The 22,672-nt window shown below is 45.6% G+C and carries 21 protein-coding genes and 1 tRNA gene; 3 read left to right on the forward strand and 19 right to left on the reverse strand.

Annotation, left to right across the window (positions count from 1 at the left end):
- Positions 1-10 precede the first annotated feature (10 nt).
- Positions 11-1,162, reverse strand: a complete 1,152-nt coding sequence (locus AOQ32_RS00985; protein ID WP_059393180.1) for an NAD(P)-dependent malic enzyme — start codon at positions 1,160-1,162, stop codon at positions 11-13.
- Between the two features lie 298 nt (positions 1,163-1,460).
- On the opposite strand from AOQ32_RS00985, the gene AOQ32_RS00990 reads away from it, so the two are divergent.
- Positions 1,461-2,408, forward strand: coding sequence for a sugar-binding transcriptional regulator (locus AOQ32_RS00990; protein WP_059393181.1), 948 nt, complete (start codon positions 1,461-1,463; stop codon positions 2,406-2,408).
- 149 nt (positions 2,409-2,557) lie between these two features.
- Here AOQ32_RS00990 and brnQ read toward each other — a convergent pair whose 3' ends face one another.
- From brnQ to map, 10 genes are all read right to left on the reverse strand, one after another.
- Positions 2,558-3,928, reverse strand: coding sequence for a branched-chain amino acid transport system II carrier protein (gene brnQ, locus AOQ32_RS00995; RefSeq protein ID WP_059393182.1), 1,371 nt, complete (start codon positions 3,926-3,928; stop codon positions 2,558-2,560).
- A gap of 254 nt (positions 3,929-4,182) precedes the next feature.
- Positions 4,183-4,413, reverse strand: coding sequence for a glutaredoxin domain-containing protein (locus tag AOQ32_RS01000; RefSeq protein ID WP_059393183.1), 231 nt, complete (start codon positions 4,411-4,413; stop codon positions 4,183-4,185).
- 174 nt (positions 4,414-4,587) lie between these two features.
- Positions 4,588-5,580: an aldo/keto reductase gene (locus AOQ32_RS01005; RefSeq protein ID WP_059393184.1), complete on the reverse strand. Its 993-nt coding sequence runs from the start codon at positions 5,578-5,580 to the stop codon at positions 4,588-4,590.
- A 2-nt stretch (positions 5,581-5,582) separates the two neighbouring features.
- Complete coding sequence (locus tag AOQ32_RS01010; RefSeq protein ID WP_148666511.1) at positions 5,583-6,503, reverse strand: SGNH/GDSL hydrolase family protein; 921 nt, start codon at positions 6,501-6,503, stop codon at positions 5,583-5,585.
- 2 nt (positions 6,504-6,505) lie between these two features.
- Complete coding sequence (locus tag AOQ32_RS01015) at positions 6,506-7,474, reverse strand: ribose-phosphate diphosphokinase (RefSeq protein ID WP_059393186.1); 969 nt, start codon at positions 7,472-7,474, stop codon at positions 6,506-6,508.
- 98 nt (positions 7,475-7,572) lie between these two features.
- Positions 7,573-10,251 carry an SF1B family DNA helicase RecD2 gene (gene recD2 / locus AOQ32_RS01020; RefSeq protein ID WP_059393187.1) on the reverse strand — a complete coding sequence of 893 codons (2,679 nt, stop codon included), beginning with the start codon at positions 10,249-10,251 and terminating at the stop codon, positions 7,573-7,575.
- An 82-nt stretch (positions 10,252-10,333) separates the two neighbouring features.
- Positions 10,334-10,987: a histidine phosphatase family protein gene (locus AOQ32_RS01025; protein ID WP_059393188.1), complete on the reverse strand. Its 654-nt coding sequence runs from the start codon at positions 10,985-10,987 to the stop codon at positions 10,334-10,336.
- Positions 10,984-11,325 (reverse strand): cysteine desulfurase, encoded by a 342-nt coding sequence (locus AOQ32_RS01030; protein WP_059393189.1) that lies wholly within the window; start codon positions 11,323-11,325, stop codon positions 10,984-10,986. Before AOQ32_RS01030 ends, AOQ32_RS01025 begins: the two co-directional genes overlap by 4 nt.
- A 121-nt stretch (positions 11,326-11,446) precedes the next feature.
- Positions 11,447-12,820, reverse strand: coding sequence for an RsmF rRNA methyltransferase first C-terminal domain-containing protein (locus AOQ32_RS01035; protein WP_059393190.1), 1,374 nt, complete (start codon positions 12,818-12,820; stop codon positions 11,447-11,449).
- A gap of 49 nt (positions 12,821-12,869) precedes the next feature.
- On the reverse strand, positions 12,870-13,658 hold the full coding sequence (map, locus tag AOQ32_RS01040) for a type I methionyl aminopeptidase (protein WP_047974386.1): 789 nt from the start codon (positions 13,656-13,658) through the stop codon (positions 12,870-12,872).
- A gap of 136 nt (positions 13,659-13,794) precedes the next feature.
- On the opposite strand from map, the gene AOQ32_RS01045 reads away from it, so the two are divergent.
- Positions 13,795-14,139, forward strand: coding sequence for a hypothetical protein (locus tag AOQ32_RS01045; RefSeq protein ID WP_148666512.1), 345 nt, complete (start codon positions 13,795-13,797; stop codon positions 14,137-14,139).
- A 41-nt stretch (positions 14,140-14,180) separates the two neighbouring features.
- On the opposite strand, the gene AOQ32_RS01050 is transcribed toward AOQ32_RS01045, so the two are convergent.
- Complete coding sequence (locus AOQ32_RS01050) at positions 14,181-15,593, reverse strand: D-alanyl-D-alanine carboxypeptidase family protein (RefSeq protein WP_059393192.1); 1,413 nt, start codon at positions 15,591-15,593, stop codon at positions 14,181-14,183.
- A gap of 12 nt (positions 15,594-15,605) precedes the next feature.
- Positions 15,606-16,235, reverse strand: coding sequence for a uracil phosphoribosyltransferase (gene upp, locus AOQ32_RS01055; RefSeq protein ID WP_059393193.1), 630 nt, complete (start codon positions 16,233-16,235; stop codon positions 15,606-15,608).
- A 160-nt stretch (positions 16,236-16,395) separates the two neighbouring features.
- Here upp and AOQ32_RS01060 point away from each other — a divergent pair.
- Positions 16,396-16,468: transfer RNA gene (locus tag AOQ32_RS01060), tRNA-Arg, on the forward strand.
- 121 nt (positions 16,469-16,589) lie between these two features.
- On the opposite strand, the gene AOQ32_RS01065 is transcribed toward AOQ32_RS01060, so the two are convergent.
- The 6 genes from AOQ32_RS01065 to AOQ32_RS01090 form a co-directional block, all read right to left on the reverse strand.
- Positions 16,590-17,195, reverse strand: a complete 606-nt coding sequence (locus tag AOQ32_RS01065) for an ECF transporter S component (RefSeq protein ID WP_059393194.1) — start codon at positions 17,193-17,195, stop codon at positions 16,590-16,592.
- A 90-nt stretch (positions 17,196-17,285) separates the two neighbouring features.
- Positions 17,286-18,143, reverse strand: coding sequence for a fructosamine kinase family protein (locus tag AOQ32_RS01070; protein ID WP_199504887.1), 858 nt, complete (start codon positions 18,141-18,143; stop codon positions 17,286-17,288).
- Positions 18,144-18,376: 233 nt separating this feature from the next.
- The gene (locus AOQ32_RS01075; RefSeq protein ID WP_059393195.1) at positions 18,377-19,768 is read right to left on the reverse strand and encodes a nicotinate phosphoribosyltransferase; all 1,392 of its coding nucleotides are present in this window, start codon (positions 19,766-19,768) and stop codon (positions 18,377-18,379) included.
- On the reverse strand, positions 19,765-20,325 hold the full coding sequence (locus AOQ32_RS01080; RefSeq protein ID WP_059393196.1) for a hypothetical protein: 561 nt from the start codon (positions 20,323-20,325) through the stop codon (positions 19,765-19,767). The genes AOQ32_RS01075 and AOQ32_RS01080 overlap by 4 nt, the downstream gene beginning before the upstream one ends.
- Positions 20,326-20,400: 75 nt before the next feature.
- Positions 20,401-21,060: a VTT domain-containing protein gene (locus tag AOQ32_RS01085; protein WP_059393197.1), complete on the reverse strand. Its 660-nt coding sequence runs from the start codon at positions 21,058-21,060 to the stop codon at positions 20,401-20,403.
- 212 nt (positions 21,061-21,272) lie between these two features.
- Positions 21,273-22,631: an amino acid permease gene (locus AOQ32_RS01090; RefSeq protein WP_059393198.1), complete on the reverse strand. Its 1,359-nt coding sequence runs from the start codon at positions 22,629-22,631 to the stop codon at positions 21,273-21,275.
- Positions 22,632-22,672 lie beyond the last annotated feature (41 nt).

A 22,672-nucleotide genomic window follows, 5' to 3' on the forward strand; every position in this document is an offset into this window, starting at 1 on the left:
ACTTGCTACTTTAGTGTTCTTGTTTGGCAAAAGCCAACACCGCATTTTCCACTGCCGCCACCACGCCAGTATCAAAGACAGCTGGCACAACTTTTTCTGCACTTGGCTGTTCAACTAAGTTCGCCAGGGCTGTTGCGACATGGAGCTGCAGTTCAATCGAAACTGATTTTAAATCAGTAGCCAAAAGTCCCTTAAACAGACCCGGGAAGGCCAAAATATTGTTCACCTGGTTAGCCCACTGAGATGAGCCAGTCGCAACGACAGCAGCACCACCAGCTTTAGCTTCGTCTGGCAAAATTTCAGGTACCGGGTTAGCTAGCGCCAAAACAATCGCCTTGTCAGCCATCCGTCGCACTTGGTCCGCCGACAAAAGATGTCCATCCGAAAGGCCAATAAAGACGTCTTGCTGGTCGATAACTTCATCCAGACTTTCCCCCTGACTTTGTTCAACCTGCTTTGCTAAATCACGTTGAAAACGATTATAGTCCTGATCATCTGCTCGAATAACGCCATGAATATCGACGAGCGTTTGCTTTTTAATGCCCGCCGCTAATAAAAGCTTTGCAGTGGCTACTCCGGCAGCACCGACACCATTGATAACGATGTTCAAATCCGTCAAAGGCTTACCAACAACCTTCGCGGCATTAATCAAAGCCGCTAACACAACGATGGCCGTGCCAGTTTGATCATCATGGTAAACCGGAATATCAAGGGCTTCCTGCAGTTGTTGCTCAATTTCAAAAACGCGTGGCGCAGCAATATCTTCCAAATGAATACCTGCAAAGGATGGCGCCATTGTCTTAATTGTTGCCACAAATTCTTCGACTGGCACCTGGTTCAAAGCCATCGGTAACGCATCGACACCGGCAAACTCCTTATAAATCAGCGCTTTACCTTCCACAATTGGTAAGCCAGCCCCAGGGCCGATATTCCCCAGGCCTAAGACGGCCGAACTGTCGGTAATGACCGGCACTAATTTACCCGAAATGGTGTACTTCTTTTGATCTTCTGGGTGGCGCTCGATTTGTTTGGCTAAGGCTGCCACGCCCGGCGTGTACGCCTTGGCTAAATCAGCTGCGTCCTTGATTGCAAAGATCCCCTGAATCGTCAGGGCTCCTTGGTGGTGCTCATGAAGTGCAAAGACCTCATTCATATCTACCATATTGGCCTCCTAATGTTTTTGAAGACTTGAATTAAATCCTAAATTAATTTTAAATTGTACATTAGCGAATGTAAAGAAAAATATTTAATATTTTTACAAATAAAATGTATAATTAACCATTTTTCAATATTTAAAGTTTTTTACCATCTTTAAATTTGTCTTACTTTTAAAATATTTTACACTTTGATTGTAAATATCTTGAATTTTGTAGTAGAATCAATTTAATGATTTCTTGTTTAGGCCAAAAATCGTGGCTTAAATTAAAGAAAATCAATAATAGAAGGAAAAGGATGACAATATGTCCACAACGGATCCAAATTTACTGGCGCAGATTTCTGAAGACTACTACCTAAACAAGTTGTCCTTTGGTGAAATTTCGACCAAGTACGACGTTTCCCGGTACCTCATTAATAAGTACCTGACAGAAGCCTTGAAAACCGGCGTTGTGAAAATTGAAATTGCCGCCTCTGCTAACCGTAATTCACAGTTAGAGCAAGTTTTTAAGGAAAAATTTCCAAACACAAATTGCTACATCATCCAAGATGACACCACGACAAGTGCCACTGAAGATTTGATTTCAAACTACGCGGCCAATCTGGTGGTTAAGCACTTAGAAAATGGTCCTCATATCGTTGGGATGACCTGGGGTGACACGATGTACTCACTGATTGATGCCATCACGTCCAATCCCTTAAACCAGATTAAGTTCACCCAATTCGTTGGGGAAAACATGAAGTACAACTCTACGGCCGGTTCCGTTCGCATCGTTGAACGTGCTGCCAAGAAGGTTGCCGGTGAGTTCTTAACGCTCCCCGCTCCCCTCTACTTAGCCGATGATGCCGTCCGTAACGGTCTGTATGAGGCGGTTTCAATCAAGCAAACCATCGACTTAGCCAAGCAAATGGATACTGTTTTGACTGGTATGGGCACGATTGCTTCGCTTGAATCAATCGCCATTTGGAACCAAAACATCAACCGCCTCTTCCCCAACGTTAAATTGGGCGAAGTTGCAGGTATGATTTACGGTCGACCATATGACATTAACGGAAACATCTTAAACGTTGGCTCCGACAAAGTCGTTGGTTTGGATATGAATTCAATCCTCGCCACACCAAAACGAATTGGTGTCGTCCGCTCTAAGGCGAAGTCAAAAGCGGCCCTCGGCGCTCTTCGTGGTGGCTTTGTCACCGACTTGGTAATGTCAGAATCATTGGCATACCGAATTATCAACGAAGAAGCTGAATAAATTTTTAAAAAGTCTACCCCTTGATTTGGGTCCCGAAATTTAGACAAACAAATTTCAGGATTCATATCACTTCTGGTAGGCTTTTTTGCTGCACAATTATTCCGATGCACAAAAAAGAGTGAAAACGAAATCGTTTTCACTCCTGATTTTTATGACTTTGTTTTTGTTCCAAACAGCTTTTGGCAAATCAGGCCAATCACAATGCCAAAGAAGGCAAAGCCAATCCAGCCAAAGCCGGCACTGGCACCAAAAATATGGGTCTGGTACCAACCGACATGAGTGGTTGTTCCAACAGTATAAGAGACCAATCCACCAAGGTCCTTGGCAAAAGGTGCGTTTGACAAGCCATCAAAGACAGCTGCAATCAACGTCAAGCCCAACGCCCAGCCATAGAGAAAACGACCCTGACTTAGCCATGGTGACAACAAACTCAGTAGAATCAAAACAATCGCAATGGGGTACAAGAACATCAAGATGGGTGCAGCCCAAACAATAATCTTGTCGAGTCCTAATGTTGCCACAATAAAGGCCAAAAGTGAGGCAAAGGCCAACCAACCTTTATAGGAAACCCTGGGCCAAACGCGGTTTAAATCGCGGGCAAAGGATGCCGTCAGCCCCATAGCCGTGGTAAAGACGGCCAAAGTGCCCATGACGGCGATAAAGATTTGACCAAAACGGCCGAAATAATACAACATCACATTGGTCAAAGCAACGGCACCGTTACTTGAGATTGGCATATGAGCCAAAGAAGTCGTTCCAAGCAAAATCAAGCCAACATAGACCACGGCCAAAACGACCATCGACAAGGTTCCAGTCTTCACGATGACCGTCGCGATTTCGCCAGGCTTTTTGTAACCTAATTTTTGAATAGAATGCACAATCGTCACCCCAAAAATTAGTCCTGCCATCGCATCAACCGTATTATAACCTTCAATAAAGGCCGGGGCAATCGCATTTCCCTGGTAGGCCGTCGTCACCGCTTGGTGAGTGGTGGACCCCATTGGTGAAATGATGGCTAAAATAAAGATGAAAGCCAACATGGCCAAGAAAATTGGGTTTAGGTAGCGGCCAATAATATCCAATAACTTCGTTGATTGGGTCGATGACCAATAGACGAGGATAAAGTAAATCAAGGCAAATACAATCAAACCAATTTGTTGCTGTCCCTTTGGTAGCCAATTGGCAAAGGAAAACGAATAAGCAACCGTTGCCGTTCGAGGAGCCACGATAATCGGTCCCAAGCACAACTGTAAGGCCACTAAGAAAATCGTGGCTGGTTTGTGTCCTAATGGCCGAATCAAATCAAAAACAGATTCAGACCGAGTAACTGCTAAAGCAACCAAAGACAAGAGTGGCAAAATAACCGCACTCAGCAGAAAGCCAACCGTAGCGGGACCCCATTGCGCACCGGCAATTTGACCCAAGTGAACCGGAAAAATCAGGTTTCCGGATCCAAAAAACATTCCAAAAATCAATGAAAACAGGAGCAAGGCCTGCTTCCAACTAAGTTTCTTTTCCATTAACGTAAAACTCCATTCATGGTTATCCAATAAACAAGCATTTTTTAGATAGCAAAATACCTATCAATTTTACAGGAAAAAGTCCCCTCTGGCTAGTTAAAATGCCGTTTCAAGCAACTTAATGGAACTAAAAAAGCCCGCCGGAGTCGGTTAAACCTAATGAATTTCATCACGATTATTAGGTTCACTCAGAAAGCTAACAGCCCATTTTTTGCTGATACCCTTTTGATTCCTTTGGCGCTTTTTCAATATTTTTATGCTTCACTTCGTATATAATCATTCAGTTTTTTGGGCGAGAATCCTAGCCAATCACCCACCGAAGACTCCACAATTGGTGTACGCTTCTTTCCCTCATTTTTAAAATGAGTATAGAGTTCTGGATTTTGATCGAGCGACACCTCTTCAAAGGCAACCCCCTTCGTCTTTAAATAGAGCTTGGTTGCGGCGCATTCAGCACAGGTTTTTCGAGTATAAATTTTTAGCATGGCTCCTCCAGTTCATCGTAATTTAAAATTGGTATTATTTATATTTTAACAGTCATAAATTAATTAAATCATAAAAATCAAGGAAGATTTCAGATAAATCAACAATCGAGTCCGCTACCATACAACGGCATTAAAAAAAGACCGGAAATTGGTCTTTTAATTTTATATACATAGTTATTGATTAATAATTTGGTCAATTTGTGCCAATTCATCGGCAGAAAAGTCCAAGTTTTTCGTAAATTCAAGGTTATCCATCAAATGGTCAACCGATGATGTCCCAATCACAACGGAAGCAACCCGCTTGTCTTGAAGCAACCAAGCCAATGACATTTGGCTCAGTGTCTGTTGACGACCTTGGGCCAACTCGTTAAGGGCACGCAACTTAGCGGCCAAAGCATCGCGACCGTTTTCAAACAAGAAACCATTAGTCTTGTGGATTGGGAAGTCTTCCGGTACCCCGTTTAAGTAGCGGTCCGTCAACAAGCCTTCAGCCAATGGTCCATAAGCAAAGAGTCCGGCATGGTGTTGGTCCAAGATATCCAACAAACCAGAATTCTTCTGCTCCTGATTTAACATGTTATAAGAAACCTGGTTACCAATAAATGGCGTTTTCAGTTCCTTGAAGATTTCAGCAATGGCTTGCGTCTGTTCAGCCGTATAGTTTGAAACCCCAACATAAAGTGCCTTTCCCTGGCGAACCAAAGTGTCTAAGGCAAGAGCAGTTTCTTCCAAGTTCGTATTTGGATCAAAACGGTGAGCATAGAAGATGTCCACGTAGTCCAAGTTCATCTTTTGCAGTGAAGTATTCAAGGCGTTAATCAATGTCTTTCGACCAGAAAATTCACCCATTGGCCCAGGCCACATGTGGTAACCGGCCTTCGTTGTAATCACCAATTCGTTTCGGTAAGGCTTCAAATCAGACTTGTATACCTGACCAAAAGTCTCTTCAGCGGTTCCATTGTTTGGACCGTAATTAAAGGCATTATCAAAAGAGAAAATTCCTTCATCAAAGGCCTTCAAAATGACTTTACGAGAGTTTTCCAGTGGCTTGGTATCGCCAAGGTTGCGCCAAAGGCCAAAGGAAACCGCGGGTACAATCAAGCCCGAATCAGCGACTCGACGATAAGGCAACTTTTCATAACGATCTTCTGCTGCTTGGTAAACCATGTCTATTCCTCCAATACTGCTACTAACTGTTCTGCAATTTTCTGATGGGCCAACACGTCCGGGTGATTGGGACGTGTCTGAATTCCCCATTGATCCGCCCGAACAACGGTAAAGTTGCTAAAGCGAGCAACTTCAGCCAAAACGATATCCACAAAGGCACCATTCCAAGGGGTTAACAAATAAAAATGAGCACCATGGAACCGTTTTACCAATTCTAACAAATAGACGCGCAAACCAAAAGCGAATTCTTGGTCACTGGCCCCATAGTTGGCATCGTTTAGTCCGTAGGCCACAATTACTCGATCCGTTACCACTCGTCGGCGGCTAATGCCCTCGCCAACTTGCCAGAGGGCATCAATAGCCTTTGGCTCCTGGAATGGCGCCCGAGCGGTCAAGCCCGTTCCGCCATAGGCAATCCGATTCAACGGGCGGTCAAAGTGCTCGGCCACTAAGGCTGGAAAGGATAAAGCTGGCTGGTGGCGGTCATGATTTGGACCAGCCATTACCTCACCGGCAACAATCGAATCGCCAACAAAGGTCAAATAAGGCTTTGTTGCCTCACCATCCTTTGGCAAGACAGGCAAAAGTTCTTCGTCCCCCGACCAGGTGAGGTCTGTCAACAGGATCCCTGTCCGCCAGAAGTCAACCTGTCCCGTCTCCCACTGATCCAAAGTGAGCTGGTAGTAGTGGCCAGCCTGCAAGTGAACGCTGACATGGTCAGCCACAACCAACAATTCTTCTGATTTCTCACCGTCAATCTTCACGGTCCAAACCAAATTTGGATAATGCTTGGCAAAAGTCAGTGTCAGCGTTCCTTCGTCCTGCGTTTTTAGGGACAAATAGGCACCATACTGTGAGGTCAATACCCCACCCTCTTCAAGCGCCGACCATTCTGGTGAAGCAAATCGTAATAAATCAGCCACCATCATTCGAGTTCCTCACGTTGGTCTGGACTCAACATGACCTTAGCCATCGACTTGTGGGCAATCACTTGACCAATCGCTTCGGCGAAGAGGTTGGCTGCTGTAATCACTGTCAATTTGTCAAAGTGCTTTTCAGCTGGAATTGGCACCGTATCGGTAACAATCACACGGTCAAGGACCGAGTCTTGGAGCTTCTTTGACGCATCCCCCGACAAGACCGCGTGAGTTGCCAAGGCATCAATTGTCTTGGCACCTGCTTTTTGAACGGCAACAGCTGCCTTGACCGTTGCTTCACCGGTATCAATCATATCCGACAAAATAATGGCGTGCTTACCGGCAACGTTTCCAGTCACCGCCGTCTTCACTCGAGGATCCCGGTCTTGGTCAACAATGGCCCATTGAGCGTGCAAAACTTCAGCCAATCGTTGTACTAATTTCAAAGTTGATGAACCAGAGGCAACCACGACAACATCCGGTCCGACCAAGCCCTGATCCTCGTAGAATTTCGCTTGAACAGGCATGGCAATCAGGTGGTCAACAGGAATATCAAAGAATCCCTGCACCTGACTCGTATGCAAGTCCATCGTCATGACGCGCTTAACGCCCTGGCTTTCCAACATATTGGCAATCAAGCGGGCAACAATCGGTTCCCGCGACCGCGTCTTGCGGTCCGACCGAGCATAGCCAAGGTAGGGGATAATCACATTGATGGATTTAGCTGACGTCCGTTTTGCGGCATCGATAAAAATCATCAACTTAATAAAGTTGTCATTAACCGGTTCGCTAATAGGTTGGACAACGTAAACGTCAATCCCCCGGACAGAATCAACGATTCGTTCATAAATTTCGTTGTCGGCAAAAGTTTGAATCTCTACCGGGGCAACGGGTGTGTGTAATTGTTTCGCAATCGCCTCAGTTAAATCTGGGTTTGTACCCAAATCAAAAAGACGGTATTTCGGATTGGCGGTCATAAATACTCCAAAAAATTCAAATTTGTTATTTTATTGACTGGGACCACTGCAAAAAGCAATCTGGTCTAAGACTTAATCTGCTACTATTATACAAAAATTTACCGCGATTCGGGCATAAAATCAGCCGGCTTTAAATCAGCCATGCCAATCATTGGATTGGCCATGGCCTGTGCCAAAGTTGCGGTTGTTAATCCACTTTCACCAGCTATTTGGTCGGCAGCCAGTGGCGTCTGCACTGCTGGTTTTTGCTGCGACGAAGACGTTAGTGACCGCTGGTCGAATTCAGCAGAACGTGAATCAGCCGATTGGGGCTGCCGGGGGGCTTCCTGCTTGACTGCAGTTGGTTGGGATTGCTGAATGGTTTCCTGCTTGACTGCATTTTTTTGAGATTGCTGGCTAGCTGGCTGGTCAGCACGGCTAGCCGATTGGCTATCAAGATTAGTTGTTTGTCCATCACGGTCAACCTTCTGTCCTTGATGCTCGGCTAACTGTCCGACACGGCTGTCTGCTTGCTTAGCGCGAGTAGCTCGTCGTCCATTCTGTTGGTCGACTAATAGTTCTTGTAAAAAGGTCTGTCGAACCGGTACCGGATGTGTCGCTGCATACTCATACGCACTATAATCACCCACCATGACTAAGGATTCCTTGGCACGAGTGATGGCCGTGTAAACCAAATTTTGGTTCAGCATAATTTTAAATTGGCCTGTTAGGACCAAAATGACCAACTTGAACTCATTTCCTTGCGCCTTATGAATCGTTGTGGCATAAGCGAGGGTCAGCTGATTTAAAGTCTTACTGGTATACCAAACCTCTTGGCCATCAAAGTCAACGACCAACGAATCCGCAGCCACACCTGGCTCCTTCTTATAGTGGATGGCAATGACCTGCCCCATGTCCCCGTTGTAAATATCTCGTTCGGAGTCATTTTCCAGTTGAAGAACCTTATCACCCAAGCGAAAAATGGTCTCCCCCTGTTGTAAGGTCTTTTGCCCAGGTTTGACCGGGTTAAAAAGGTCCTGGGCAATTTGATTCAAAGCCAAGACACCAGCCGGCGTCTTATACATCGGTGCCAAAACCTGGACTTGATCGGCCGTAAAGCCCTTCTTGACCGCCGCCTGCAGCACCTGGCTAACGGCTCTTGGGACTTGGTCAGCTGTGGTTAAGAAGGTTGAGCGATCCGACTGATTTTCCTCGAAGTCCTTTGGCAAGATGCCCGCATTAATCGACTGAGCCAAAGCTGAAATGCTTGACCCTTTCCCCTGGCGGTAAATCCGTTCCAAGGCGACGTGGGGCACGACCTGACTTTGAATCAAATCATACAAGACGTTGCCGGGGCCAACGGATGGCAATTGGTCGGCATCCCCGACTAAGACGATATGCATGTCCTTCGGCAAGGCCGCAAAGAGGCTTTCCGCCAAGGAAATATCGAGCATTGAGGCCTCATCAATAATTAACAAGCCACCGGAAATTGGGTTATCGGCATCAAATTCGGCGTCATCACCATCCGTAATACCGAGCAAACGGTGAATGGTGGTCGCTTCGTAACCAGTAATTTCAGTCATCCGCTTGGCTGCCCGACCAGTCGGTGAGGCCAGCCGAACACGATTTTGCTTGACCCACTCTTTGTCGCGCCCCTGACTTTGGGCCTGGTGGCGAACCAACGCTTCCCAGGTGGCAACCAGCGTTTTCGTGACCGTTGTTTTCCCAGTTCCTGGGCCTCCAGTTAAAACAAAGACCTGGTTCGTCAAGGCTGCTTCAACCGCCGCCCGCTGGACCTCATCTAAGTCCAAATTTTCTGGGACCACAAAGGTTGTATCCACCAAATCTGGAGTCGTTTGGACGGCTGATTTTGCCTTTAATAAGCTTTTGACCTTTGAACTGACAAGGACTTCCGCCCCTTTTAAATCAGTTGGGCTATAGTTGCCATCCTCATAGATCAACCGTTCTTGGCTCACCAAAGCACCCAGGGCCTGGTCAATGGCCGTTTGCATGCTTGAACTATTGCTCTGCAAGGTCGACTGGGCGGCTGCTAGTGCCTGGTCAACCGTAAGATAGGTATGGCCGGCCGAATAACAGGCATTTAAAATTCCAGCGTAGACGCCAGCCTGAATTCGGTCAGGATGGTCGTCAGGAAAACCGGCCTGCTTGGCGATGGCGTCCACCTTTTTAAAGGGCAAACCATCAAATTCATATACCAAGCGATAGGGAGTCTTCTGCAGAACCTCCTGTGCCTCCTCCCCATAGTGGTCAAAGAGTCGTCCCGCAACATCTGCGGAAAGGCCAATTTGGTGGCCAAGCAAAAAAAGCTTTTCCAAGCCCAAATTTTCCTGGAGTTTTTCGGCCAAATCAGCAGCAACCTTTGGCTTGACTAGACCAGTCAAAACGCTCGAATCGGCCAAGATTAAGTCGATGGCATCCTGACCCAAGTGGTCCACAATCTTTTCCGCCGTCTTCTTCCCCACGCCCGGGAAATCACCGGACGCAAAAAAGGCCACAAGCCCCTTTTCATCCGCTGGCATCTGATTTTCGTAGCGAGCGGCTTGGAACTGTTGGCCATATTTGGGATGCGTGACCAGTTGCCCAAAAAAGGCGTAGGTCGAACCTGGCTTGACCGAGGCAAAGGTCCCGGTAACAATGATTTCCTCCTCATCCCAATCTTCCAGGTCGGTCTCATTCACCGTAACAGACAGAATCTTAAAGTACGAATCATTTGCCGAAAAAATCACGTTTTGCAGCGTGCCCGTTATTTGATTGTCCTCTCGAATTGTCCTTGCCATCGTACCTTCACCATCTTATGTATCCGCTCCTATCAGAGCGGTGCCAGTTTTAATTGGTCAAAATTCAGAGCGGTTCACCAACTTAAATCGTTGTGCCGGCATCCTGATCTTTGTTCAAGTAACTGGTTTCATTCCATTTTACCAAGTCAAAATCTTGGCCATTCTTTGTTTCAATAATTGTCGTTGATGTATTTGACAAGCCGCCCAATGACCTGATTTGGTCACGAGGAATACCCAGCAAACTTGTCATCCCAAAGGTTAAAATCAACCCATGGGCAACCACCAAAACGGCGTCATCCGGATGATTAGCGACAATTTCTTGAATCATTTTTTGAAAACGGGCGACCGCCTTCGTATAGCCTTCACCATTAAAGCCCTGGCCCTCAAAACGCTCCAAATGATTCTTATAAACGTCATAAGCTTCCGGATATTTTTTCTGCACGTCGGCCATCGCCTGGCCTTCCCATTCACCCAAACCAACCTCAACGATGTTGGAATGCAACGAAAGCCGAGGCTCATTTGGCAAATCAGCCTGGATGCGTTCGGCAGTCACCTTTGCTCTGGGCAGCGGTGAGGCGTAAACCCGGTCAATATGCTTGTCTTTTAAGAAACCGGCAACCTTCTTCATATCCTCATAAGAACCAGGCAAAAGTGGAGAATCCCCCTGTGCCCCTTGAAAGCGCCGTTCCAAATTCCATTCAGTTTGTCCGTGACGGACGAAATAAAAAGTTGTCATGATTGCTTTTTTAATACCTGCCGGTCTTCTAATTCTTGTAAGTAATAGCGATAAATCTTCACCAATTCATCCTTATCAGCGCGGGCAAAGATGTCGACTGGGGCAACCTCACCTGCTGAAACCACAACCATCTTAAAGCCGGTCAAATCCTTGCTGACCGTGACCTTCAACTTAATTGATTGGTCGACTGGTAGGGCCGGTTGCAATGGCCGTTTTAGAACAAATGCACCGGCATTGTTCGTCAAAAAACCAAGGTCAAGTAGGGCAAATTTTTTAATTTGCGGATCGATTTCATACGTGCCATCGTTTGGGATGGTCACAGACTTTGCAAAAGCCATCGTTTTCTCCTTTACAAGCTTCAATTTAGCTAATTTCTAAGACGAGTTCGGGTCTGGGTAGGCGCATCAAACTGCCAACAAATATTGACATTCTTGCAACCTCTACCCTGCCACCTCAAAATCAGTAGCGCAATCCCTTTGGGAAAAAGTTCTTCAACTGACCATTGACGAACTTAGCCCAGCCAAGTCCGTTACCATTAGCGGTCATCAACACAAAGCCCTTTTGCAGGTCATCTTTTGTATTGATCACATCACCGTGGATATAGGTGGCCAAGTCATCATGGGCATCCAGGTCATACACCTGCTTGCCTGCCTGACTTGGATTGACAGCCAAAGCCAGAGCATGGTCTGGCTCAAACCGGTTCTTCTTGAGGGTACCGAGGCACAAACCAGCTCGCAAAACCTTTGTCTTGCTCAAATCAGGGCAGTCCACCGGCAACAAGAATACCCGATCACCGAACGTTCTTAACCGACTTTCATCAAGGTCAAAGCCAGGCAACGATTCCTGAAAGAAGTGTTCCATCAGCGTCACATCGGCTTGAGACATCTTACTTGGCTTTTGTGCCTTTGGTGCCTTAACAGGCCTTTCATCCTCCGCCAACTCCGCCTTCTTCAACCGAGCGACAAAGTGCCCCTCTCCAGGTAAATCCTGCGGCCATAAACGAGCAGTCCTTGCTAAATCAGGGTTACCATCAGCCCATTCGGGTCGTCCGGCCTGAATGCCAGACCCTGCTGGCCGGTCAATGGCTTCGATGGTAAATTCTGGATAATGCTTGACCAACCAAGCGATGGTCTGCTCGTCCTCTTCTGGTGCAAAGGTACAAGTTGAATAAATCAGCTCACCACCAGGTCGAACCAACTTCACCGCTGATTCCAAAATCTCATGCGAACGCATGGCACATTCCGTTGGATAATAGGCTGACCAGTACTGGATAGCATCGTGATCCTTCCGAAACATCCCCTCACCCGAGCAAGGAGCATCAAGCAAAACCTTATCGAAGTATGCCGGTAATGCCTTAGCGAGGTCGCTAGCATCCATCGAGGAAACGATGGCATTTTTGACGCCAAAACGTTCAATGTTTTCAGACAAAATTTTGGCTCGAGCGAAGAAAATTTCATTCGTCCATAACAGTCCTTGACCGTTCAGCTGACTAGCAATATGAGTTGATTTACCACCTGGGGCGGCTGCCAAATCTAAAATCTTTTCACCTGGCTTGGCGTTTACCACCTCACCAACAAATTGAGCCGATGGCTCCTGTGAATAAACTAAACCAGTTAAATGATCAATTCCCTTGCCGGCCACTTGGCCAAAGTATCCCCACTGACCATAGGGAACTTTTTTGGTCAGCGACAAGTCTCTTGGTGTCTGCTGGGCCTTCAATGGGTTAATCCGAAAACCCTTTTGCCCGGGTTCTTGGAGTGCCTGCAAAAAAGGCCCACTGGCACTCCCGAGCAGGTCTTGGTATTTATCAATAAAGGCTTGCGGTAAGTCCATTGGGCTCTCTTTCTTTTTACATGTGATTTGCACGGATTAACCAAAGTAATTACAAATACTTGGCATCCTCTACTTCATCTTGGCTAGTCAAAATCTTTGGGCCATCCTTGGTAATTGCCAAAGTATGCTCATATTGAGCTGACCATGAGCCGTCCAAAGTGCGAACTGTCCAACCATCTTCAGGCGTATCATCGGTTTCGACTTCCCAGCCACCCAAGTTAATCATTGGCTCAATGGTAATGACCATTCCTTCCTTGAGACGCAAACCATGGCCTGGCTTACCGTAATGAGGAACCTGTGGATCTTCATGCATCGTTGGACCAACACCGTGGCCAATGTATTGGCGAACATCGCCATAGCCATTCTGATTTTCAGTGTAGTCCTGAATTGCCCAACCGATATCACCAATCCGGTTACCAATCACTGCCTGATCAATGCCCAAATACAGTGACTTCTTTGCAACTTCCATCAATTTTTTCACTTCGGGTGAAACGTTGCCAACGGCGTATGTCCATGCTGAGTCCGAAACGGCCCCATCTAAGCCAACAACCGTATCAACCTTCACCAAATCACCGTCTTTTAATTTCAAGCCCTTGCGAGGGAGGCCATGGGCGACTTCGCTATTGACCGAAATCGTCGTTGCATACTTAAAGCCTTCAAAACCAATTTGCAATGGCACCCCACCATGGTCTTCAATGTAAGCCTTACACTTTAACTCAATATCCCAAGTATCTACACCCGGCTTAATAAAGTCGCGCAACATCAAGTGCATTCCGGCAATAATTGCACCGGATTTTTTCATGGCCGCAATTTCTCGCGGTGACTTCAAACTAATCATCAGTTACCCCTTTTTCCAATGTTAAACTATTATCATTATATCATTTTCCGGGCCCTTTTGAGTCCTTGTCGCTTTTGACATTTTTTTGTAATATTGGTTGACAATCCTTAGTCACTTGTCGATAATGGAGCTAAGAATGACAAATAAAGGAGATACCGTTATGAAGAACTTTTTATTGGGCGCTTCCCTCTTTGGTAATGCCGCCCTCGCTTACCTTTTGTTGAAGGATGACGATCGAATGGCTGATTTGAAAAAGAAGGCCAACGAGTTCACCGAAGCCGGCAAACAAAAGGGTGAAGAACTCGTTGCCCTTGGTAAGCAAAAGGCCAATGAACTTTCGGAAACTGGCAAGCAAAAGGCCAATGAGCTTTCAGAAGCCGGCAAAGAAAAGGCAGAACAGGCAAAGTCAGCCGCCGATGATTCTTTGGATGAACAATTGGCCAAGTTAAAGGAACGTGCCGGTATTGACCAAGCAAATTAAGCAGTAAAAAAGGAGCCCGAAACGGCTCCCTTTTTTTATGCTTACCAGAACTTCAACCAGTGATAAATCTTTTGCCACCAGTGCCCAAGACGATAAGTTTGTTGATTAACCAGCTGAAGCGTTTGCTCCTTTGCACTCACCTCCGGCAAGAATTTGGCCTTCAAGGTTGGCTGAACCGTCAGGACTGTCGCACCCTTTTTGGTAACAGTCGACTGCAGACGACTTGGCCTTTGGTAACCAACTGCAGTTTGCCCCTTCGTTAACCAAAAAGTCCTGCTTTGCCCAATGACTAGGTTCTGGTGACCACCAGCCAAATTTTTATTCTTGAACTGATTTTTTGTCACCGCCTGCCCCTTTTGATAAGTAACAGGTGTGTAGTGGTCAAGCACTTGGTTGACCACATCAATCGTATTTTGGTAGCGTTGCACCTGGTCTGTGTAGCGACCAGCGCCAGAAACCACCGTAATAAATTCATGACCGCTTTGATCTCTAATTAAGCCAGTTAGGGCACCACCTGATGCCGGCGTTGATCCAGTCTTCAACCCTTCAAAGATCAAGTTTTTGGAATTCGAAAGCTTTGCCTTGATTTCCTGGTCAAACTTGGCCCCTTCCGTTAGCTTAATCTTAGTTTCGTTTGCCGACGGATGATAAACCAACCCCCGCTTCTCATAGTAAGAGCGGATATTCGGATCTTCTCGAATTATTTGATAGGCTAAAATGGCCAACTGTTTCACAGAAGCAGTGTTTTCTGCATCTGGATCAGCATTTTTAACCTGATAGTCAAAGGCATCCTTGTTAACCTGACCCGCGGCGTTATACCATTTTGATCCAGTTAACTTCAAATCCTTCGCCCAGCCTTCAAGAGCCTGTTGTTGCGTCTGATTTTGTTCTTTGGCAAAATCAGCCAACGCCAGAGCCGCATCATTAGCACTTGAGGTAAACATCGCCACAAAAAGTTCCTTTACGGCTATCTTCTGGCCTGCAGAAATTTCTAGGTGGGAGAAAGTTGCGGTGTCCTTTTGAGACCAGTCAGACTGCTGAGTAATCGTCACCAGACTGTCCCAGGTAAAACGTTTCTTTTTTATTCCTTGCAAAATGCCATAAGCGGTTAACATCTTACTTTGGGAGGCAATACCTATTTGCTTGTCAGCTCCCTTTTCACCAAGAACTTGTCCCGTTTTTGCATCAATCACAATCGCATTTCTGGCAGCAACCTGTAGCGTCATCGGTAAGGCTGTCTGTGTTGGGCCAACCGATTGCGTTTGCACATCATTTTTGAGCGCAGCAATCGTCAGAAAAAGCGATAGTATCAGTAACAACATGGCACCCATTATCGCCAACTTTTTTTGCGCTGTAAAATCAGCTCCAGCTTTCTTTTGAAAAAGAGCTAATCGGGAAGACGGTCGGACACGAGCGTCGCCTTCATCATGTTTATGCTTTCGTTTCCACATCATTTAATTAACTTTTTAGTGCGTACCGAAGAGACGGTCCCCTGCGTCCCCAAGGCCGGGAACAATATAGCCATCGTCATTCAAGCCTTCATCAATCGAAGCCGTGTAGATATCGACATCAGGATGAGCAGCAGTAACTGCTTGAATGCCTTCTGGTGATGAAACAAGGGTAATCAACTTAATCTGTTCAGCGCCCCGTTTCTTCAAGGCAGAAATTGCATCCTTAGCTGATCCACCAGTTGCTAACATTGGATCAACCAGCAAAACTTCACGTTGATCAATATCCTCTGGTAGCTTAATGAAGTATTCCACTGGTTCCAGTGTCTTTTCATCGCGGTACATCCCAATATGACCAACCTTAGCAGCTGGAATTAATTGCAAGATACCATCAACCATTCCCAAACCAGCACGCAAAATTGGCACAACAGCTAATTTTTTACCAGCTAATTGTTTCTTAGTTGTTTCTTGAATTGGCGTTTTCACCTGAACTTCTTCCAGTGGCAAATCGCGACTGGCCTCATAGGTCAACAGCATTGCCAATTCATCAACTAATGCCCGGAAGTCCTTTGTTCCCACCTTCTCATCACGAATGATTGTCAACTTGTGTTGGATCAATGGATGGTTTACTTCAACGACTTGTCCCATGATTGTAACTCGCTTTCCAAATAACTGTGAATTTAACTCATAACCATTATAGCAAAAACCAGGTGCTCACTTAAATCTTTTTAAAAATGAGTCCTTGGCCCACGTCCTGTTCTGATTTAAATTGAAAGCCCTCTTCTTTTTTTGTATAATGATAGAGTTCGCGCTTATAGTTTAACGGGATAAAACGGGGACCTCCTAAGTCTTTGCTCCCAGTTCGAGTCTGGGTAGGCGCATCCATTCAAAAAACAAACAAAAGAACTTAATCCTCCCCTGGTTTAAGTTCTTTTTTGCTTAGCAACAGCCATTTTTGCATTAAAAAAAACAGCCATATAAATGGCTGCACAAAAATCAGAATTATTCGGGGCGCAAGTTTGGTAACTTGGCCAAGAGCACCCGACCAATCAAAAGCACTAACAAACCGTTTGCAATCATTTCAAAGCCGGAATTAAAGCCAAGAATGCCAACTAACCAGGTAAACAGATGGGCATGTGGAATTCCCATTCCGCTAACCGGGAAGAGTTTAAAGGCCACTGTCGTACTCAAAATGACTAAGGCGGTATTCAATAAAGCACCAAAGGCGCCAAGGAGGAAGAACCCCCACCAAGGCAACCGCGCTTTTTTCAGCACTAGGCCCGCTAAGTAACCGGCCAAAAGACCAACCATTAGTCGTGGCACCAAAGCAGTCACTGGGTTCGAAAAAATCAGTGAACCAATGGTTCCAGGGTGCATCAAATTCCGAACCCAAGAAGTCAGCCCCCAAAAGAGGCCGACCACTAACCCTGAGCGTGGGCCAAGTAAAATTCCTGCCAAAACGGCGGTCATCGGTACAATCGTGACGAAGGCACCAATAACGAATGCTCCTAGTGGTAAGGATCCTAAGAATGGCACGAAACTTTGTAATAGTACGATGGCAACAAAGACTGTTGTCGCCACAAAACGCTTCGTTTTCATTGTTGACATAGCTGATTTTCTCCTCGTTTTGGACGTCCAAGAAATTATACAGACTGCCTGAAAAGATGTCAACAAATTGGTCTAGTCATGATGTGCAACTTAGAAACTGATCAATAAGCGATTTAATCGTGGTGCATAGATGTCACCAAAGCGAACAAAGTGAAGCAAAACATAATAAAACTCGTACCACTTGAACCGGTCTTGATAGCCATCCTCTAGCGGATAAGCAGCTTCATAAGAACTATAAAAATCCTCATTGAAACCAGGAAAGACTTTCGACACGGCTAAATCGTATTCACGGTTACCGTAGAAAGAATTTGGATCGATGAATACTGGTTGGTCATTGGTATCAAACATAAAGTTCCCGGCCCACAAGTCACCATGTAACAGCGATGGCTCTACCTGGCGAACATGGTCATCTGCCAAAATCGTTTTCTTGAGATTTTCAAAGTGATCACCACGCTGATTTAGCCAGAGGGCCTGCTTTTTTGCCAAAGCCATTAGAGGCTCTAATCGTTGGTGCACAAAGAACTCTCCCCACGAGCTTGACCAGGTGTTATTCTTTGGAAAATAATCATTATCCGCATTGACCTCAAAACCAAAGGCTTTTCCTTTCGCGTGGTGAAGTTTAGCCAACGCTTCTCCCAAGGCCGATTGATTGTTCGAACCGGTTTCAATCCAATTCATTAACAAGTAGGCGCTTCCTTGGTTTTCCCCTTGTTTCATGACTTTGGGAACCTTGACCCATTCACTTAAAGCTTTCAAGGAAGCCACTTCGTGGTCAAAATAATGGCGGTCTTGATTAGGTTGCACCTTCAAAAAGTACCGCTTGTCCCCCGAATAAAGTGAGTAGGTCGCGTTTGTATCCCCGCCATTGACTGGTTTTACGTCATGGGGATTTTGCAAATTTAATCGGGTGATGAAATCCATGCTGATTTTACTAACTGCTGCTGCCATCGTATCCTCCTAAATCAAATAAAAAAACAGTTTTCCATTAACGGAAAACTGTTTTTTGAGAAAAAAGGGGCCTGTAAAGTCTGATAAGTAACTGGTAAAAATGTCTGCCACACAAATTCGACCATCAGGTTCCTCCTTTGTTGTTCGTGACTTAACTGTACCACATTTATTACAGTAGCAACAATTAATTTCACAAATTTGGCCTCAATGGTCTGGTTGGAAATCAACCAAATTTACAGTAAATCGGCTCCAGCAGCACGGTCAACAATCGTTTGACCATCCTCAATTGTTAATTGGCCATCCTCATAAACCGTTTGCAGCAAATCTTGGCCTGGTTCGTCGACACTAACCGTGTGGATTCGACCTTTTTCATCGGCCACCACCTTTTGCAAGCCAGCCTTGGAAGCTTTTGATGGATCAGTCTTTGGCTGCTTCTTAATCACTAAGTTTTGGCCGTCAGTGGTATGGGCATAGGCTGCCTTGATGGCAAAACGCTCGGTATCACGAGTGAAACCTTCTTGAAGCAAACCACCACCGGAACCAACCACCAAGTTGTCCGTTGACCAACCATGCTTAATCAAGGCCTCATACAATGCAATAATCGTTTCGGCCTTCATGCCATCGCCCTGAATCAAACCGACATTGTGTTTCAAGACCTTATAACCCTTATCGTTGGCTTCTGTGCCAAAGATTTCGGCCAAAAGGTCCAAAACGGCCAAGTCGATTGTTTCGGGGTCACCCGAATCGGGACGCAGAACCACCCGACCAGCTCGGTTCTTAATCCGCTCCACCATTTGCTCAGAGCCAATGACGTTTCGGACAAAATTAAAGGTATCGTAGGAATCAATCACAATAGAAACCAATGCATCATCCGGAGTTCGATCCAATTGGGCATTGACGTAATTCAACTCCCCTTCGCCAGGACCGTAAGCAGTTGCCACCGAGTGCTCCGTTGCCCAAATTGATAACGCCCGACCGGCCACACCGTATACATGCTCAAAGTAATTTGAGGCCAAGAGGTTATCTGAACCACGGAAGTGCAGTAAGTGAGCAGCACCGCCTTGAGCACCGGCCTCTACGCCCGTTGCGCCGCGGAAACCAAAGTCATTGACCATCAAAGGCAATGAACTCGCTGTTCCCGTTTTTTCAACCAGCGGTAACAAACGCTTTTTGATATACATCGAATTGGTCGCAATCGTCGTTGGATACCAAACATGCATCAATAGTGATTCCAAAGCATTTAGCGAAGTGGCAAACCAATCACGAGTTGACTCCAACGTGAACAAGGCATTGCCTGCAGGAACTTCCATTCCCTCTGGCAGAGCCTTAATTTTAACCGGGAAATAACCCAAGTCGCGAACCTTTTCCCAAACTTCACGGTTAAAGTATTCCTTGGTCCCAAAAGTTTCTTCTGAAACCCGCTCCGCTTCGTCAATCATCTCATCTGTCACTGGCGTTTGAAAATAGTCATGAAGAATCATCGAAAGCCCAAACCAGGATACAGTTGGGTACTTGCCACCAATCCGAGCTTCCCCATAGGAATACAACTTATCGATGTTTTGTGGGTACTGCAAATGGTGAGTCAGCTTGTAGGCGTCAGTTGCTAAAATCAAATTAATGGTCATGCTTCAATCTCCTTTAGTGGCGTGTTGGCGAGTTCATTCGTAATATCTTGAAAATCAGCCTGGGACCGATATCGTAAAATCCGCCAATCATAATGAACATTATCATGGATTTCATCAATATAGGGGGTAAATTCACCCTCAAGGGCCAAAATGAGGTAACCGGCAAAGGCCTTGGTAAAATCAGCTGAATTTTCAACGACTTTAACCAGGGTCTGGTCTGCCGTGAAGAAGCCCACAGCTAGCTGGTCACCAGCCCAATTGCCCTCCAAGGCCCATTGCAGTGAAATCCAGTCTGAAAGGCTAATGCCCAGATTTAACAGGTAATCCGTTGTCAACCGAATATGAATCGGATGTTTTGACAGATTGGCCTGATTGGCGTTGCCCAATTGATCCAAGCAATGTGAAAAGTAAAGGCAGAGCCGTTCCAAATCAGCTATCGCTAACTCCTTTTGCCCATCAGCAAAGGCCTGTAAATCACTGATTTGCAGCCCAGTTGCTGCTCCAACTTGCTCGATACTTTGCTGACTTAATTGTTGTAAAATTCGAAAATTATTCATGCTCTTATTATAACAAGTTTTGACCAAAGAAAAAGCAGGCCGACGAGTGTCACACCTGCTTGAGAACTAATTTTTTTACTGTTGCTTTTTCTTTTTCATTAATGACCGAGCTACACCGATAACTGAAGGTAACAACGTAACCAAAACAATCCCCATAATAATTAATGTGAAGTGTTCGCGCACAAATGGAATATTTCCAAACAAAGCACCGGCACCGGTGGCAATGAAGGTCCATGAAAGCGCAGCAATCATGGTATATTCAAGGAACTTACGGAAATTGTACTTGGACAAACCAGCCACAGAAGGAACGAAAGTCCGCACAATTGGGATATAACGGCCTAAGATAATGGCCATTGCACCGCGCTTGGCAAAGAACTGTTCCGCCTCTTCAATGTACTTGGGCTTAATCATAATTGAAAACGGCCGATGATTTAACAACTCGCGCCCGCCAGTCCGAAGAATCCAATAGTTCATGGAATCCCCAACAACGGAGGCAATAAAGAAGACAACCATAAAGACCCAATGATTCAAACCGGCTTCCTGACCAGCTGGTGTCATCGAAATGGCACCGGCGGCAAACAGCAATGAATCACCTGGTAGAAACGGCAAAACCACTGCCCCAGTTTCAATCAAAACAATCACAAATAAAATCAAATAGGTCCAGATACCAAAGTGGGAAACCAAGTTTGCCAGGTGGGCATCAATGTGCAAAGTAAAATCAATTATGGTACTCATTCTTTTCTCCGTTTTGTAAGGCCCAGCATCACGCTGTACTAGCCAGTGACATTCAACAAGCATAAGCCTGTTGGGTGGTGGTTGTTGACAGGTTCTACTTTCTTACTAGGATACGCTTTTAATCTAATCACGATACCAATCAAATCTAAGTTGCTTCTGATTTATTTTCAGAATTCAAAGGTAAAATTAGTCTCGTTTCGAATCAAAAAGCGTTAGGCCTTTTTAAAGGCCTGGACAGTCGTAAAGACAATTAACCAAATGGTTGCACCGATAGCCGGTACCATTGCGCTTTGGTTAAAGAACAACGTCAAGTAAATCAGGACAAAGCCGATAATGGCAATTGGCACAAAGAACTTTGGCGCAATCATCAAGAAACCGTCCTTCAAGTAGTCGTTTGACTTACGATAATGCCAGTATGTTACCAACGTCAACACATAGATCATGATAAACAAATCGGTTGAGGCGGAAGTAACGAAAGTAAAGGCATCCGAAATTTGTGGCAACACAGCAATGATGGCTGAACAAGCCACCAAAGCTGCGGTAATCAAAACAGCGTTAGCAGGCAACTTGTGCTTTGACATCTTAGTAAAGGGCTCCAAAACCTTGATCTTTGATTCCACAGCCAATGAATAGAAGTTTCGTGAGGCTGAGAAAATGACAGAGTTCAAAGCAGAAGCAGCTGATGTCAAAACCACGAAGTTAACCAAGGCTGCGGCCCAGTTAACCCCAGCTAACTTAAAGACCGCCACAAAGGGACTTTGGTTAGCAGGAATCTGTTGCCATGGGTAGATGACCATGATGGTTGCCAAGGCACCCAAGTAGAAAAACAAAATTCGGAAAGGAATTTGGTTAATTGCCTTCGGCAAAACCTTACGAGCATCCTTTGTTTCGGCTGCTGTCATTCCAATAAATTCCATTCCAACGAAGGCAAACATGACCATCTGGAAACTGTTAATAAAGTTACCGACACCATTTGGCATCAGTGAGAAGTGACTAACCAAGTTGTTAACCGAAACCGTTCCTTGGCTTGTCTTAAAGCCGGTCAACAGCATGATAATTCCAGTAGCAATCAGTGACAAAATCGCCACAATCTTAATCATCGCAAACCAGAATTCAGCTTCACCATACAATGCTACCGCAATCAAATTAACTGAAGTTAAAATCACGAGAATCACAATTTGAATCAACCAGGCTGGCCATGATGGGAACCAGAACTGGACATACTTTCCAATCGCTGTTAATTCGGCCATTCCCATGAAGGCAACGGTCAACCAATAAGACCAGGAAGCAAAAGTTCCAGTTTTCTGGCCCAAGTACTTTGACATGAAGGCAATAAACGTATGCTGGGTTGGGTCAGCATAGAGCATTTCCCCAATCGCACGCATCACAACAAACATTAATAAGCCAATAACGGCATACGTCAGCAAAATTGCTGGTCCAGCAAAGTGAATCGAATCCCCGGCACCCATGAAAAGTCCGGTTCCAATTGTTCCACCAATAGCAATCAGCTGAACGTGACGGTTACTGAGCCCTTTATCTCCCTCAAGAGCTCCGTTATTTTCTGAAGACATGATATATCTCTTTTAATCCTTTAATTTCGCGTTTAAAAACG

The sequence above is a fragment of the Fructobacillus tropaeoli genome (assembly GCF_001047135.2).
GTDB classification, from domain to species: Bacteria; Bacillota; Bacilli; order Lactobacillales; family Lactobacillaceae; genus Fructobacillus; species Fructobacillus tropaeoli.